13 protein-coding genes are annotated in these 15727 nt (G+C 38.4%); 4 read left to right on the top strand and 9 right to left on the bottom strand.

Going from position 1 to position 15727, the window contains the following annotated elements; genetic code table 11:
* Positions 1-171 precede the first annotated feature (171 nt).
* The 3 genes from GFH32_RS05080 (at position 172) to GFH32_RS05070 (ending at position 4903) form a co-directional block, all read left to right on the top strand.
* Complete coding sequence (locus GFH32_RS05080) at positions 172-2787, top strand: valine--tRNA ligase (RefSeq protein WP_153510048.1); 2616 nt, start codon at positions 172-174, stop codon at positions 2785-2787.
* A 402-nt stretch (positions 2788-3189) separates the two neighbouring features.
* A complete protein-coding gene (locus GFH32_RS05075) occupies positions 3190-3831 on the top strand; it encodes an HdeD family acid-resistance protein (protein ID WP_153510047.1) in 642 nt (213 codons plus the stop codon).
* Between the two features lie 355 nt (positions 3832-4186).
* Entirely contained in the window at positions 4187-4903 is a 717-nt protein-coding gene (locus GFH32_RS05070; protein ID WP_153510046.1) for a superoxide dismutase, read from the top strand.
* Positions 4904-5019: 116 nt separating this feature from the next.
* Here GFH32_RS05070 and GFH32_RS05065 read toward each other — a convergent pair whose 3' ends face one another.
* From GFH32_RS05065 to folB, 6 genes are all read right to left on the bottom strand, one after another.
* Positions 5020-8103, bottom strand: coding sequence for an efflux RND transporter permease subunit (locus GFH32_RS05065; protein ID WP_153510045.1), 3084 nt, complete (start codon positions 8101-8103; stop codon positions 5020-5022).
* An 11-nt stretch (positions 8104-8114) separates the two neighbouring features.
* Positions 8115-9164 (bottom strand): efflux RND transporter periplasmic adaptor subunit, encoded by a 1050-nt coding sequence (locus tag GFH32_RS05060; RefSeq protein WP_153510044.1) that lies wholly within the window; start codon positions 9162-9164, stop codon positions 8115-8117.
* Positions 9165-9171: 7 nt separating this feature from the next.
* Positions 9172-10536 (bottom strand): TolC family protein, encoded by a 1365-nt coding sequence (locus GFH32_RS05055; protein ID WP_228384221.1) that lies wholly within the window; start codon positions 10534-10536, stop codon positions 9172-9174.
* A 26-nt stretch (positions 10537-10562) separates the two neighbouring features.
* Positions 10563-11207: a TetR/AcrR family transcriptional regulator gene (locus tag GFH32_RS05050; RefSeq protein WP_153510043.1), complete on the bottom strand. Its 645-nt coding sequence runs from the start codon at positions 11205-11207 to the stop codon at positions 10563-10565.
* A gap of 126 nt (positions 11208-11333) precedes the next feature.
* A complete protein-coding gene (locus tag GFH32_RS05045; protein WP_153510042.1) occupies positions 11334-11777 on the bottom strand; it encodes an Hsp20/alpha crystallin family protein in 444 nt (147 codons plus the stop codon).
* Positions 11778-12004: 227 nt separating this feature from the next.
* Positions 12005-12370, bottom strand: a complete 366-nt coding sequence (folB, locus tag GFH32_RS05040; protein WP_153510041.1) for a dihydroneopterin aldolase — start codon at positions 12368-12370, stop codon at positions 12005-12007.
* A gap of 76 nt (positions 12371-12446) precedes the next feature.
* Here folB and GFH32_RS05035 point away from each other — a divergent pair, with 76 nt between their 5' ends.
* The gene (locus GFH32_RS05035; protein ID WP_153510040.1) at positions 12447-13184 is read left to right on the top strand and encodes a 3-keto-disaccharide hydrolase; all 738 of its coding nucleotides are present in this window, start codon (positions 12447-12449) and stop codon (positions 13182-13184) included.
* A gap of 78 nt (positions 13185-13262) precedes the next feature.
* Here GFH32_RS05035 and GFH32_RS05030 read toward each other — a convergent pair whose 3' ends face one another.
* The 3 genes from GFH32_RS05030 to GFH32_RS05020 all read right to left on the bottom strand — a co-directional run bounded on the left by GFH32_RS05030 (position 13263) and on the right by GFH32_RS05020 (position 15714).
* Complete coding sequence (locus GFH32_RS05030; protein WP_153510039.1) at positions 13263-14777, bottom strand: carbon-nitrogen hydrolase family protein; 1515 nt, start codon at positions 14775-14777, stop codon at positions 13263-13265.
* 140 nt (positions 14778-14917) lie between these two features.
* On the bottom strand, positions 14918-15202 hold the full coding sequence (locus tag GFH32_RS05025) for a hypothetical protein (protein ID WP_153510038.1): 285 nt from the start codon (positions 15200-15202) through the stop codon (positions 14918-14920).
* Positions 15203-15393: 191 nt separating this feature from the next.
* Positions 15394-15714: a DUF3467 domain-containing protein gene (locus GFH32_RS05020; protein ID WP_153510037.1), complete on the bottom strand. Its 321-nt coding sequence runs from the start codon at positions 15712-15714 to the stop codon at positions 15394-15396.
* Positions 15715-15727 lie beyond the last annotated feature (13 nt).

Below are 15727 nucleotides of genomic sequence, written 5' to 3'. Positions count from 1 at the left end.
AGTTATACGCTAAACGCGCAAATTTACATTTAATTCAGCAGTGTAAATATTTTCTTAACAAATTTTATACTTTAAATTAATCTATCCGTATTTATTTGCGTTCACATAATGGGAAATAAGCGGTTAAATCCGTATTTTTGTACTCCTTTTTAGATTATTTATAATTAGATAATGAGCATAGCAAAAACGTACAATCCTAGAGAAGCAGAAGACAAATGGTATTCTTATTGGATGGAAAATGGTTTTTTCCGTTCAGTACCGGACGAAAGAGAGCCCTATACCATTGTAATGCCCCCACCAAACGTAACTGGAGTATTGCACATGGGTCACATGTTGAATAACACGATTCAAGATGTATTAATTCGCCGTGCACGTATGCAGGGTAAAAACGCATGTTGGGTTCCTGGGACCGACCATGCCTCGATTGCTACGGAGGCTAAAGTCGTCGCTATGCTAAAGGAAAAAGGAATCGATAAGAAATCCATTACACGCGAAGAGTTTTTAAAATACGCTTGGGAATGGAAAGAAAAATACGGCGGCATTATTTTAAAACAGTTAGAAAAGCTTGGCGCATCATGCGATTGGGATCGCACGAAATTCACTATGGATCCCGACCTTTCCGAAGCAGTAATCGACACGTTTATTAAGTTTTACAAAGAGGGTTACATCTACCGAGGCGTTCGTATGGTGAACTGGGACCCTCAAGGCAAAACGGCATTGTCTGACGAAGAAGTAATTCGTAAGGAAGTGAATCAAAAGCTTTACTACGTTCGATATCATGTAAAAGACAGTAAAGAATATATTATCATAGCGACTACTCGTCCGGAGACGATTATGGCTGATACAGCGATCTGTATTAACCCGTTGGATGAACGATATAAGCATTTACAAGGAAAATCGGTTTTAGTTCCTTTAGTGAACCGCGAGATTCCAGTAATCCAAGACGAATATGTAGAAATGGAGTTTGGTACAGGCTGTTTGAAAGTGACACCTGCCCACGACTTAAATGACTACGAGTTGGGACAGAAACATAATTTAGAAGTCATCGACATTCTAAATGATGACGGAACGTTAAATGAGAAAGCCCAAATATTAGTTGGAGAAGATCGTTTTGCTGCCCGTAAAAAAATAATTGCCTTATTAGAAGAAGCGGGACAGATTGAGAAAATTGAAGATTACAAATCGCAAGTTGGTTTCTCGGAACGTACAGATGCTGTAATCGAACCCAAGCTTTCTATGCAATGGTTCTTAAAGATGGATCACCTCGCAAAACCAGCACTTGAATACGTAGAAAACGGAGAAATCAAATTGATACCAGACAAATTCTTCGCTTCCTATAAGCATTGGATGGAGAATGTTAAGGACTGGTGTATATCTCGTCAATTATGGTGGGGACAACGAATTCCAGCATGGTTCAACGAGAAAAATGAGTGGGTAGTTGCCAAAACTGAAGAGGAAGCCATTGAAGAACTAACGAAACAAGGAAAATCCACAGCAGGAATTCGTCAAGAAGATGATGTATTGGATACTTGGTTCTCTTCAGGATTATGGCCTTTATCGGTATTCGACGGTGTAAGAAACCCTGAGAATGAAGAATTCAAATACTATTATCCTACAAATGATTTAGTAACCGCTCCAGAGATTTTATTCTTTTGGGTGGCACGTATGATCATCATGGGACATGACTATACACAGAAGCCTCCTTTCCGCAATGTATACCTAACAGGTATTGTGCGTGATAAATTAGGTCGCAAAATGTCGAAATCATTAGGTAATTCTCCTGACCCGATTGAGTTAATGGAGCAGTACGGAACGGACGGAGTTCGCGTAGGTATGTTGCTTTCTTCGCCCGCCGGAAATGATTTAATGTTCGATGTATCTTATTGTGAGCAAGGACGTAATTTTGCAAATAAGATTTGGAATGCTTTCCGCTTAGTAAAAGGCTGGGAGACGACGGATTCACCTGCTACGTCTGCACAGAAAACTGCTGCAGAATGGTTTGAGAGCCGTTTCAATCAAGCATTAGTAGAAATTGATGAACACTTTGCCAACTATCGTCTTTCAGACGCATTAATGGCGACTTACAAGTTAATCTGGGATGATTTCTGTGCCTGGTATCTCGAACTTGTCAAGCCTGCTTATCAAACTGCAATTGAAGCCGAAACCTTAGAGACAGTAAAGAGATTATTTCAAAAGGTACTAAAACTCGCGCATCCTTTTATGCCTTTCTTAACAGAAGAGCTATGGCACGATGAAATCTTCGGACAACGTGAAGCCAACGATTGTATTATCATCGCTGAATTTCCAACAGCTGAGGCATACAATGAAAAAATCATTAAAGACTTCAGCGTAGTTCAACAAATTATTTCTGAGGTTCGTAATATTCGTAATTCGAAAGGTATTTCCCCAAAAATCGCGCTTCCATTAGCAATCAATGCTGCTGAAGTGGATTATGAAAAATACAAGGAGAATATCATTAAGCTTGCAAATATAGAGACGCTAAGTTTCGTTAATGATAAGGTTTCAGGCGCTGTAAGTTTCCTTGCAGGAAAGAACGAGTGTTATGTAGCGTTAGAAAATAACATTGATGTGGATGCTGAGAAAGAGCGTATCAGCAAAGAAATTGAATATCTAAAAGGATTCTTAAATGCCGTTGATAAGAAATTATCAAATGAACGATTTGTTCAAAATGCGAAACCGGAAATCGTAGAGAACGAAAAGAATAAAAAGGCCGATGCAGAGGCGAAGATCCAAATTTTGGAAGAGAGTTTGGTTAGCTTAGGCTAATTTCAATAAAAAAGAATGCAAAAGGGCTATTGATATCAATAGCCCTTTTGCATTTATATTCAGGGAAGATTTCAACTGACTTAGCATCGAAACTCCTAAAAACAAATGCTAAATCTTTTGCCTGAATCTAAAAACCCACCACATTTATTACCCACAAATATTATATTCTAAACATATCATCTACACTTTGCAGCAAACTTCAAGGAAAACACCTAAAGACCTGTATTGTAGCCTACATACGAACCTTTAATTACAAGTAACGTTACTTCTAAACCTTCGCTATTTTCCAAAAAGTAATAGAATCGCTATTGCTATAACTTACATATATCTAAGATTATTATTATATTTACTAAACTATTGACTAATTAATCAAAAAGTTCAAACATATAAAATTAATCTATTATGGAAACAAGTTTTATTAAAACCATTAAAAGCTCGATAAAACAATGGTACATTCCATTGATTGTCGGAATTCTACTGATTATCTTAGGAATATATACGCTAACAACTCCCCTAGCATCCTATTTAACCTTAGCGACCATTTTTAGCATGTATTTCCTTTTCTCTGGTTTGATGGAGATCATATTTGCCATAAATAATAAAAATGAAGTTGAAGGATGGGGATGGTATTTGGCTGGAGGTATACTCAATGCCCTATTCGGCTGTATTTTGCTAGGAAACCCTGCCATATCCATGGCTACTTTACCTTTAGTTTTGGGCTTTTATTCGCTCTTCAAGTCATTTCAATTATTATCAGTTTCGATGGATATGAAAAACTATGGTATTAAAAAATGGGGTTGGATCACGACATTCAGTGTATTGGGTATCTTATTTAGCTTTGTGCTCATTTGGAATCCAATATTTGCCGGCCTTACCTTAGTTTATTGGACTGGATTTGCCATCATCTCTGCAGGACTTGCATCTATTGTTCTTTCGTTTCAATTGAAGCGCTTGAAAACAGTAGCCAATAATGTATCGGACGATTGGAAAAATCGATTTGAAGATTTAAAAAATGAATATTACCGCAGCATCAAGGACAATTAACGGTTCCCTATGTCTGTCTATTTATAAATAAAAACAGAAAGAAGGCTACACATTTAGGTAGCCTTCTTTCTTTAAATAATTACAGTCTACTTCCCTTTCAAACCCAATTCAAATCCCTTTCAAATCCCTTTTAAATCTCTTTCACTCGCCTCTCAAATGGGCCATGATTTGTGATTGATTTTGCTCAACTATTGCTATTTATTACAACTATCTCGATTTATTGTCTTTCAATAATATTCCATTTGACGATGTTGTGACTATTTCATAAAAATTTAACCTTGGAATACCTATTTTAACAATTATCTTTAAGCAGATTTTGACGTCCTTAATCAAATAAAAAACTAAAAATTCGAAGATGGCAAATAGAAGAAATTTCATCAAAAACAGCTTAGGATTAGCAGCAGGTGTTTTGCTTGCAAAGAACTCAACCGCAACAGCGAGTCTATCTAGCTTAGGTCAAACTGGATTCAAGTTTGAGCAAGTACCTTTAGGCTATGCTTACAATGCGTTAGAAGGTGCTATCGATGCTACCACGATGCAAATACATTACGAAAAACATTACGGTACGTATGTAAAAAATGCGAACGACGCTTTAGTAGATGAAAAAGTTCAAGCGAAAGATGCAAAAGCAATTTTTGCTTCAATTGATAAATACAGTTCAAAACTAAGAAACAATGCGGGAGGTGCCTTTAATCACGCAATGTTCTGGACACTATTACGTTCTCCTAAAGTAGATAACAAGCCTACCGGCAGTGTACTACAAGCTATCAATAAGGATTTCGGTGGATTTGACCAATTTAAGGAGCAATTTGCAAAAGCTGCAACTTCACAATTTGGTTCAGGATGGGCTTGGCTAGTTGTCGAGAATGGTAAATTAAAAGTAGGTGGTACTGCAAACCAAGACAACCCTCTGATGAAAGGCGTAGCATTACAAGGAAAACCGATCTTAGGTTTGGATGTATGGGAGCATGCTTATTATTTAAAATACCAAAATAAACGTCCTGACTATGTGGGTAATTTTTGGTCTATCGTTAATTGGGATCAAGTACAAAAATACTACGACGCTAAATAAACATCAGTGTTGTTTTGAGGCACGCAGATTAGGCGCAATATAGATAAATCGAAAGGTCGATTAATAGCCAACATGCTATTTAATCGACCTTTCGCTCTTAAATCAACCGAAACCGTTTACTCGCTCTTTCCATCTTCTATATGAACAAGCTTTTCCATCTCTATTTTCGGTGGTATTAATTTGTAAACCACAGGCGTAACGATACGCGATAAGAGCGTAGAACTAATCAGTCCGCCTATCATAACGATCGCTAAAGGTGAAATGAGTGGATTCGATGACCATGCAATCGGCATCAATCCCCCAATTGCCGTCAAAGAAGTTAAGATAATTGGAAGGAATCGTATTTCCCCAGCCTTCTCGATCGCTTCATTCAAAGCCACTCCTTCTCTTCTCAATTGATTTGTAAAGTCAACCAATAAGATGGTATTCTTTACTTCTATCCCTGCTAACGCAACGATCCCAATTGTTGCAACAAATGACAAGGTATTTCCTGTAAACAACAAGGCAATTACCGCACCGACAATACCTAACGGAATTACCGAAAGGACAATCAACGTGCTTTTGAATGTTTTAAACTCGAGAATCAGTACGGCTATAAACATAAATACGGTAATCAATATAATTGTTCCGAAACCTCCGAAAGCCGTTTCTCGACTCTCCACCTCTCCTCCCATTTCGTAGGTATAACCGCTTGGCAAAGGAAATTTCTCCATTTGTTCAATTACCGCATTAATCACTTCATCATTACTATAGCCTTTGGCAACAAAAGAATTGACAGAAACAGTACGTTCCTTATTGATATGGTAAATATTGGAAGGCGACACTTCGAAAGTTAAGCTCGCTAATTGAGCAAGTGGAATTGCTTTACCAGCTACGTTGTCGACGAACACACCTTCTAAAGTCTCGATCGTGGCATCTTTTGCACGCGGTACAGAAACGACGATTTGGTAGTCATTATCGTCTTTATTCGGATCAGAATAAGTGCCCACCGTATATCCTGCTAATGCGACACGAATTGTTTGATCAATTGACGAAGTGGGTACACCAAGCGCCATCGCTTTCTCACGATTGATATTGACACGTAGGTCGGTTTTGTTATTCTTAATCGGGTTATTGACATATTCAGATCCTGCTGTATTCTTCAGTAGGTCTTCGACTTGAGCAGCGAGGTTACGTAATGTGTCTAAATTATCCCCAAAAATGCGAACCTCTACCGGCGAAATCACTGGAACACCTTGCTCAAAGTTTCGAACCTCGACCTTTGCGCCTAAATAGGGTGTCCATTGTTTCCGTAATTGTTCAATCATTTCGATTTTTTTATCCGATTTTACGTCGCCATGCAATTGGACAAAGATATCAGCATAGGAAACGTTTTCCTGTCCTTGCTGCATGTTGTAATACACTCGAGGATTCCCCTTTCCAACATTTGATGTAAAATACTTTACATCGGGCATTGCTTTTAGTTGCTGTTCGATATCTTTCGTAATTCGGTTGGTCGTCTCCATATTATCCTGTAATTCACTGGTAATATGAATCATGAACTGTGGTTTCTCGGATGGAGGGAACAAACTGAATCCGACTACTGGAATCAAAGCTAGCGAGCCTAAGAATATTGCTAAAGCAATCAAGGTAGTTCGACCGGGATGTTTCAACGCTTTATCTAAGAAGACGCCATAACTTTTATGGATGATGTTTTGCATCCCCCTAAGGATTGCATTTCCACCTTCATGTTCATGCGGCTTCAAGAGCTTACTGGCAAGAAATGGGACGACGAGCAAAGCAATTAACATAGAACCGATTACAGAGGTAATTACTGCGATTGGCATGGAGCGTATAAATTCACCTGCCATTTCGGGCATAAAGACCAAAGGCATAAATGCAATAACGAGTGTAACGGTACAACCTAGAACGGCCAACGCAATCTGCTCGGTTCCTTTAATCGATGCCTCCAAGCGGCTATAGCCTTCGCGCATCCAACGTTCGATATTCTCAACAACGACGATACTGTCGTCTACAACTAAACCAAGTGCTACAACGAAACCAACAATACTCAACTGATTCAACGAATAGCCGAAAGAATTCATTGCAATGACTCCTAATCCTAAAGACAGTGGAATGGCAATCATGACAACTAAAGATGCCCGAGTACCCAAGGGTAATAACGTAAAAAGCACTAATACAATTGCTATAGCGAAATCTATTCCCAATCCACTTAGTCTGTTGTTTACATTATTCGCTTGATCGAAATTGACAATCATATCCACATTCTCTGGAAGTGAATTCTCAAACTTATCTAAGACTTTTTGATAGTCTTTTTGTGTGTCCGATATATTCTTTCCAATTTTTTGAGCCGCATTTATCAATATCGCATTATATCCATTTAGACGAGTGATATGATTGTTCGTTGCAAAAGTTGGATAGATTGTCGCGACTTCCTTCAGGATTATATTTTTTCCTTGTCCGCTGGCAATAATGGTATTCTTAATATCTTCAATTTGTTGATAATTACCGGATGTTTTAACGCTAAACGTCTTGTTTCCAGCATTCACAGAACCGGCAGGTATATTTTGATTTTCACTTTGAACCGCTTGAATAATTCTATTCATCGGTATCCCTAATTCTGCAATTTTTGCTTGATCGATATCAATACGAATTTGTTGATCGGGCAGTCCAGAGATTTCGACCTCCTTCAGTGATTTTACTTTTTCAAGTTCCTGCTTAAGTTTATCGGCCAAACCTTTCATCGTAGATTGAGATGCATTCTCAGATACTAACGCCAGCTGAATAACGGAGACATTCGTCGGGTCAATCTTTTTGACTTCCATGCTGTAGATATTATCGGGGAGTTCTGGTCCAGCAGCATTTAGTTCACGAACAAGTTCTTGATATTTATCGTCATAATCTGTTCCGTATTCAAACTCGACAAAAAAGAATGCAACGCTATTATTTATAGTGGTCTTAATTCGCTTAATATCATCTAAACCATAGAAACGCGCTTCCAAAGGTTTTACAATCAGTTGTTCCATATCCTTCGGATTGGTACCTGGCTGTACGACGATTACAGGAAAGCTTACAGCTTTCATATCTGGATCTTCTGCGCGCGGCATCGTCATCAGGGATGTCGCAGCTACCAACATGATCATCAAAACCATGATCATTGTAAATTGGTAGTTCTTTATCGGATATTTAATCAAACTCATGAGTTATCCTTTTATTTTTTCACCGTGATTGGAGAACCATCTTGTAGATATGGCGATCCAGATATAATTAGCGCACTCGCATCCTCTAATCCCGCAGAGATTAAAACTTCTTCCTTTTCAATTGAGGCTACCGTAACTTTTTGCTTCTTGGCCGTCTTACCGTCAACACTCACAAAAACATATCCTTCGGAACCATTACCATCTAATAAAGCCGAGAATGGAATTCGCCAATTATTATTGGATGCTACTGGACTCACAGCAATTTGCGACTTACCGAACACCCCAGAAGCAAGCTTTCCACTAGGCTTTTCTTGCAAGACTAAATGTATACTGAAGGTCCCAGATTGCGGATCTAAGCCTTCGGATTTCTTTGCAACACGAGCTTGCAGCGTAGTATTAGGAATGGCGTCAGTTTGTATACTTGCTTTATCCCCTACCTTTATAAGTGCCCATTGACTATCACTCACACCAACTTTTAACATCCATGTCCCATTATTTGCGCCATTCACTTGTAACACGGGTGTTCCTGGCCCCACAACCTGTCCTTCATTGGCAAGCTTCGCCAATACATAGCCCGATACAGGTGAATGAATCTGTGAATATTGTTGATTAAAACCGACCGATTTTAAGTCCTCTTGAGCAACGGCAAGAGCCGTTTTGGCATTTTGCAATTGTTCTAGCGTAGCAACACTATCTCGGTATAATTTCTCTGCTCTTTCATAGTCCCGTCTTGCTTTCTCTACGCCTAAGCGTGCTTGTCCGGCTTTTGCGTCCACCTCTGAAGTATGCACTGCCGCCAGCACTTGTCCTTTCCGTACAGGATCCCCTTCTTTCACAAAAACGCGGGAGATAACTCCTCCATTCTTAAATCCTAAAAGCGTCTCATCATCGGTTGTAAAGACACCCGTTGCCTCAATAATTGTCGCTCTCCCGTTTTGTTGAAGAGGTATTAATTTAACCGGTATGGTGTCCTGCACTGGGATTCCTGCAGTTCTTTTTTCCTGATGACAGCTGCTGAATAATATGATTGCCAGAGCAATACTTGTAAGGTTTGTTTTCATGTGGAAATTAGTTTAATGGATAGCTTGCGGTTTCTCTTTCAAATTTCGCGGCAGCGGACAGTAATTTGAACGCGGCTATATTGTGAGCGAGTTTCGCATTGGTATACTGCGAACGTGCGTCTATTGTTTCTAAGTAAGTATTGACACCTTCATTGAACCCACGTTGTATTAATCGCTGATAGGTTGCGGCTGCCTCCATCTGAATCTTCGAGCTTTCGAAATTCTTTTGCGTAGCGACGAGTTCATTTTTAGCCATGTTTGCGGAGAGCTCTAGCTTTTGTTTTGCTTGCGCCAATTTATTCTCTGCCTCAGCTACGGCGATTTGACCTTCTTGAATCTTTAAGCGATTTCTATTGCCCGCAAAAATTGGAAAGCTCAATTGGGCACCAATCATATAATACTGTGATTTGCTACTTACGCGTAATCCTTCAGCTTGAGAACCAAGATCTAAAAATGCGCTCAGTTTCGGGACAAATACTTGCTTATTCATTTCAAGTACTGTTTCTTGAATTGCAATGTTGTCGCTTAAGGATTTCAGCTCTTCTCTACCTTCAATACCTACGGATAAGGTCTCTGGGGAAGTTCTTTCAATGGAACCTTGCACCGCAAGGATATCAATTTTAGCGGTCGCGCTACGGTTCAATAAAGCATTAAAGTAATATTGTGCGTTTAGCAATTGCTGTTCTGCCTCCGCTAACTTCGATTCCTGTTGTGCTATTTCAGCGTCAGCTCGGATTACGTAAGCTGGCAATCCCTTTCCGGCATCTAACAGCTTCTGATTGACACGTTTGCCTTCATTGGCTAGGCTTATTGCGTTTTTATAAATAGAGACCGCATCAAGGGCACTTAGATAGTTAAAATAAGCAACCTTAATGTCCTTGACCAACTCCCGTTGGTAAAGTTCTATTTCTTGCTTTGACATTTTTAATACCTGTTCACGTATAGTTTTATTATGCTTAAGATCTGTATTGATAATAGGAACCGCTGTTCTAATCTTCGCATCATAATAATTTTTAGGAAGGAAGTTTATTTTCTCGTTCGCTATTTGTGGAAAGTTCTGTGAATTTGTAAGCTGATTCAGCGTCGCATAAACTGGATTTAACATATCGCCGACTGGTAGATCAATTGAACGTCCACCATCCGCATGCGAATAGGTAAGATCGAACGTAATATTAGGTAGAAACATACTGCGTGCAACTTCTAATCCGTTCATCGCTTTCTTCAACGATAAATCTTTCTCGACTAGTACCAAATTGCTATCTAGCCCTTGTTTGACATACGTATCTAGGATGGATTCTTGAGCGATACCAACCTTACCTAGCAACAATAGGAGAATGAGGATAGGGAAATGAATATTTACTGTTTTCATCATTAACAGTGTTAAGTTATTGTGAATTTTTACTTTTTAGACTGCTCAATAAATGTTACGAACACTTCAAATGATTTATTAACCAATTCCCTTACACTGAGTTCAAGCGCAAGATTTTCAGCAATCTTACTCATATGCTCAGAGAGATATAACGTCACTAGACCATGCACTGCTCCCCAGGTTTGAAGGGCTACAAAGTTTCCATCTAGACCTTTAAACCAACCTTGTTCTTGGCATTGTGCGACTGTTCCGCGAAGGAAATCGAATGCTCGCTCTCCTTCAGGCCATTGCTCATGTGCACAATGCGTCTCTAGAAAGGTCATCGGCTCTTTCATCATAAACATAACTTGATAATAATCAGGATTTCGGAAAGCAAAATCTATATAAACTCGTCCTAAGGCTTTAATACGTTGGAAAGGATCATCAACAGATTCTAGCGCGCCAAATTGTTGTCTTAACAGTTGGAAACCTTCTCGATGGAGAGCATAGACAATATCGTTTTTGTCTTTGTAATATAAGTAAATGGTTGTCGGGCTAAACCCAATCTCCTTAGCTATCTTTCGAATTGAAGTGGATTCATAGCCCTCCTGCACAAATAACTTCTTCGCGGCCTCAAGAATCGTCAATTTAAGATCCTCTTTATGCTTTTGCTTTTTCTCTTTAATATCCGTCATGTAAAACAAAACTACTTAACAGTGTTAAGTAGTCAAAAGCATTACGTATATTCAGACATTAAAATGACAAATAAAAAAGGGGCTGTCTAACAGACAGCCCCTTTCAACTAACCACAACTAATCCTCTTACTTAACCTCTATAAGTCTTTTTGCAACAATCGCTTCTTCCTTTTTACCAATTTTCACGGCTAAGACACCACTCTCGTAACTAGCATCGATATTTGCGTAGTCAACGATATCAGGTAAGGTGAAGGATCTAGAAAAGGAAGTATAGCTAAATTCTTTTTTACTATATACTTTACCGTTTTCTTCTTTTTCTTCTTGTTTTTCTACAGAAATCGAGATAATGTTTTTATCTACATTAATCTTGAAATCTGATTTTTGTAAACCAGGTGCTGCAACTTCAATACTGAATGCATCAGCTGATTCTGTAATGTTTACTGCAGGAACTCTGGTAACTAAACGATCAGAAATAAAAGAATCGTTGAATAAGTTATCAAATACGTTGTTAACGAATGGGTTCACTGCGTCAGTGTTGTAAGATTTTCCAGGTAATTTAATTAATGCCATAATATATTTCCTCCTTATATTTTATACTTATTTATTTACTATTCTATTCGAATACATTTCTTGTTATTCAACTTACATACCAAAGCATTTAGCGCTCTATTTATCTGCTATTTTGACATATCGCAATCAAAACAACAGGTCAAAATGTCCGAAACAACAATTAACAGGCGCTTCCTTATAAATGGAATAACGTTAAAAAGGAGTGAATTATATGCGTTAATAAAAGTTTAACGTTGGAAATCGAGCGATACAACAGAACTAGCTAAGTCACCACCGAAAGGAGGATTCATCTTTTTGATACTGATTGCAATCTGTTCGATATCCGCATAGCCTTCTAAAAGCTTATTTAAGATATCTTCAGCAGCAGATTCCAAAAGCTTACGGCGCGGACTCATAACCTCTGAGAGAATACGATACAAGTCTTCGTAATTTAGGGTATTTGAAATATCCTCGGAATCAGGATTTTTAAAAGGGAAACTTACAGATACGTTTACAAAAAACTCGTTTCCTAATAATTGTTCTTCCTCGTAATATCCAATAGGTGAAAAGAAACGAACGTTTTCAAGAGCGATTTTCTGTGTTATTTGAGCCATTATCTAAAAGTTTTAACGGATGATGTTAAATAAAATTAGACATATTTCTTATATTAACCTAAAATAACTTAAACCTATGTACAAATACAGCTTTTTATTAGCATCTCTAGCTTTTGCGTTAAATTCCAATGCGCAGACTAAATTTCAACCGCAAGACACCGAGTTTTATGAACCAAAGGTTCGCGTAGTGAATACGAAATCACATGCTGCTCCCAGCGATGCTATTGTTCTATTTGATGGCACAAACTTAAATGAATGGGTTAGTGACAAGGACAAAACAAGTGCTCCGCAATGGACTGTAAAAAATGGTGTGCTGACTGTCGCTCCAAAAACTGGAGGCATCCAGACTAAGCGTAAGTTCGGTGATATCCAATTGCATATTGAGTGGAAGAGCCCCGAAGTTATCAAAGGTGAAGGACAAGGAAGAGGAAATAGCGGATTGTTTTTAAGCGATGGGGCTTATGAGATCCAAGTTTTGGATAATGATGATAATAAAACATACGTCAATGGACAAGCTGGAAGCCTTTATAAGCAAACACCTCCCCTAGTGGAAGTTCGCAAACCAGAAGATGGATGGCATACCTACGATGTATTGTACACTGCTCCAAAATTCAATAAGGATGGGCACTTAATTAAGCGTGGTCAAGTAACACTTTTACATAATGGCGTTGTCGTACAATATAACACAGAACTTCAAGGCACAACGGAGTATATCGGGTTACCAAAGCTTAAAGTCCATGGTCCTGGTTCTATTTCGCTACAAGATCATGGTGATTTAGTAAACTTTAGGAATATTTGGGTAAGGGAACTATAGGCATTTCCATGTCATTAGATAGCAACTAGCTTACTATAGAAAATAAAAGAGCCGTATTAAATACGGCTCTTTTATTTTCTAGTCTTTTAAAAGCTTGACTTCATATAAATCTTTTCTTCGATCTCGAAGTATTTTAACTGTACCGTATTCATTTAAATCTTTTAATGCATAAAGATCTACGTCTGCAATAAGCACCATTTCGGTGTTTGGTGTTGCTTCTGCTTTTATCGCATTATTGGGAAAAGCAAAGTCGGAAGGTGTAAACACTGCTGATTGAGAATATTGAATATCCATGTTATTGACCCTCGGCAAGTTACCAACAGAACCAGCAATGGCAACATAACATTCATTTTCAATGGCTCTTGCCTGCGCACATGAACGAACACGAATATAACCATTCTGCGTATCCGTCATAAATGGAACAAATAGAATTTGCATTCCTTGATCAGCCAATATACGTCCAAGCTCAGGGAATTCGACATCATAGCAGATCAGCAAACCTATTTTACCGCAATCGGTATCAAACACTTTAATCTCGTTTCCTCCAACTAAGCCATAATACTTTAACTCATTCGGCGTAATGTGCACCTTTTTATAGGAGTCTAAACTACCATTGCGATGACACAAGTAGGATACATTGTAAAGCTTGCCTCGCTCCATTACCGGCATAGAACCAGCGATAATATTGACATTATAAGATACTGCAAACTGCTGTATTTTATCTATAATTTCTTTCGTATGTTCCGCCAATTTTTCCATCGCCATGCGTTCTGGGAGCTCGTTATAAGGACTCATCAATGGCGTATTGAAGAACTCCGGAAACATAATAAAATCCGTACCGTAGTCGCTGACTGTATCGACAAAGAATTCTACCTGATCATAAAACTCCTGAATATCTTTTAGCAATCGCATTTGCCATTGCACAAGTCCCAAGCGAATTGTTCGCTTCGATGCAGATACCGAACGGGAATCTGGTTCATAATAGATGTTGTTCCATTCCAGCAAAGTCGCCACTTCCTTCGATTCAGAATCTTCGGGAAGGTAGTTCTTTAATACTTTTTTAACGTGGAAATCATTCGACAACTGAAATGTTAAGGTAGGATCGTAAATTTCTTTACGTTTGACTTTCTCAATATAAGTACGCGGCGTCATCGAATCCGAGTAATTATGGTAGTTCGGAATACGACCTCCTGCAACAATACGTTGCAAGTTCATCTCTTCACATAATTCTTTACGCGCATCATATAATCTTCGACCTAATCGTAGCGATCGAAAATCTGGATGCACGAATACTTCGATACCATACATGGTATCTCCTTCGTAATCATGTTTATCAAATTTACCATCATCGATAATCGAATAATATTTATCGTATATATTGGTTTTACTGGAGTCGATCACAATTGATAACGCACATGCGACAACTTTCCCATTGACTTCTACAGCAATTTGCCCTTCAGGGAAAATATCTATTAAATCAACGATATTCTCTTTTGTCCAAGCATCCCCTACTAATCCATGATAAGCCTCCTCCATGGAAGACTTTAAATCCTTGTAATCTCGTTTACTAAGGTTTCTTACTTTAATATCCATATGTTAACGATTATTATGCAAAAGCCATTCCAGTTCTTAAAACAGATATATTCGATTTAGAATCCTAAATGAAATATCGGTTCAGTCTTCAATGTTCATTGTTTCGGTTTTGGGAATTCATACAACCAGTTAAATGTACCTTAATCAAAGTCTATAAATGCTTCCTCTTTATAGCCAACTGGTCGATCATCTTCATCCAATACCCATGCTTCATGTTGAGAAGACTTAGGGCTTACATTAAAGCCAGACACTATTAATTTGAATCCATTTTCAAACAGTGTATAGTATCCACAAGGAAAAGCCTGATATCCGTTAGACAGCATAACCGCTTCTGGCTGACGGACCCCATAATCCACTGCTTTTTGTCCTTTGATAAAGCGTTCGAAAGCTTCTTCAAATGTCATCGCATTAAAGAGTTCTTCCATATAAAATCAATATTGTGTAGAAAATTCTAGGTTAAAATTACAGGCTGCGGCCGACAAGCCCTGTTTTATCAGGCTAAAACTTATCCTCCGATTCATTCCACATAAAGATAAAATTTATCTACACACATTAATAAAAAAAAGCATCCAATGATTGGATGCTTTTTTGTCTCTTAAGATTTGTTAAAAAAAGATTATGCCTCTCCTTTCGGACCACCAAAGTTTAATGGAAAAGCGACATCTTTAGAATCAATTTTCCCATTTTGCCCCTCAAAACGATTAACATTATCTTGCAATGCGCTCATCAGACGTTTAGCGTGCTCTGGTGTCAATACGATTCTTGACTTTACTTTTGCCTTAGGTACGCCAGGCATAATGCGCACAAAGTCTATAACGAATTCTGTATTAGAATGTGTAATGATCGCTAGGTTAGAATATACGCCCTCGGCAATTTCTTCACTAAGCTCTATGCTAATCTCTTGCGCCTCCGGGTTATTGAAATTATTATCTTCCATGGTTTGTTAGATT

It is taken from the genome of Sphingobacteruim zhuxiongii (genome assembly GCF_009557615.1).
Lineage (GTDB): Bacteria > Bacteroidota > Bacteroidia > Sphingobacteriales > Sphingobacteriaceae > Sphingobacterium > Sphingobacterium zhuxiongii.
Note: the sequence above shows the minus strand (reverse complement) of the source record. Positions and strands in the feature narration are given on the sequence as shown.

Coding starts and splice junctions, on each gene's coding strand:
- GFH32_RS05080 (WP_153510048.1), top strand. CDS start 172: ATGAGCATAGCAAAAACGTACAATCCTAGAGAAGCAGAAGACAAATGG.
- GFH32_RS05075 (WP_153510047.1), top strand. CDS start 3,190: ATGGAAACAAGTTTTATTAAAACCATTAAAAGCTCGATAAAACAATGG.
- GFH32_RS05070 (WP_153510046.1), top strand. CDS start 4,187: ATGGCAAATAGAAGAAATTTCATCAAAAACAGCTTAGGATTAGCAGCA.
- GFH32_RS05065 (WP_153510045.1), bottom strand. CDS start 8,103: ATGAGTTTGATTAAATATCCGATAAAGAACTACCAATTTACAATGATC.
- GFH32_RS05060 (WP_153510044.1), bottom strand. CDS start 9,164: ATGAAAACAAACCTTACAAGTATTGCTCTGGCAATCATATTATTCAGC.
- GFH32_RS05055 (WP_228384221.1), bottom strand. CDS start 10,536: ATGATGAAAACAGTAAATATTCATTTCCCTATCCTCATTCTCCTATTG.
- GFH32_RS05050 (WP_153510043.1), bottom strand. CDS start 11,207: ATGACGGATATTAAAGAGAAAAAGCAAAAGCATAAAGAGGATCTTAAA.
- GFH32_RS05045 (WP_153510042.1), bottom strand. CDS start 11,777: ATGGCATTAATTAAATTACCTGGAAAATCTTACAACACTGACGCAGTG.
- folB (WP_153510041.1), bottom strand. CDS start 12,370: ATGGCTCAAATAACACAGAAAATCGCTCTTGAAAACGTTCGTTTCTTT.
- GFH32_RS05035 (WP_153510040.1), top strand. CDS start 12,447: ATGTACAAATACAGCTTTTTATTAGCATCTCTAGCTTTTGCGTTAAAT.
- GFH32_RS05030 (WP_153510039.1), bottom strand. CDS start 14,777: ATGGATATTAAAGTAAGAAACCTTAGTAAACGAGATTACAAGGATTTA.
- GFH32_RS05025 (WP_153510038.1), bottom strand. CDS start 15,202: ATGGAAGAACTCTTTAATGCGATGACATTTGAAGAAGCTTTCGAACGC.
- GFH32_RS05020 (WP_153510037.1), bottom strand. CDS start 15,714: ATGGAAGATAATAATTTCAATAACCCGGAGGCGCAAGAGATTAGCATA.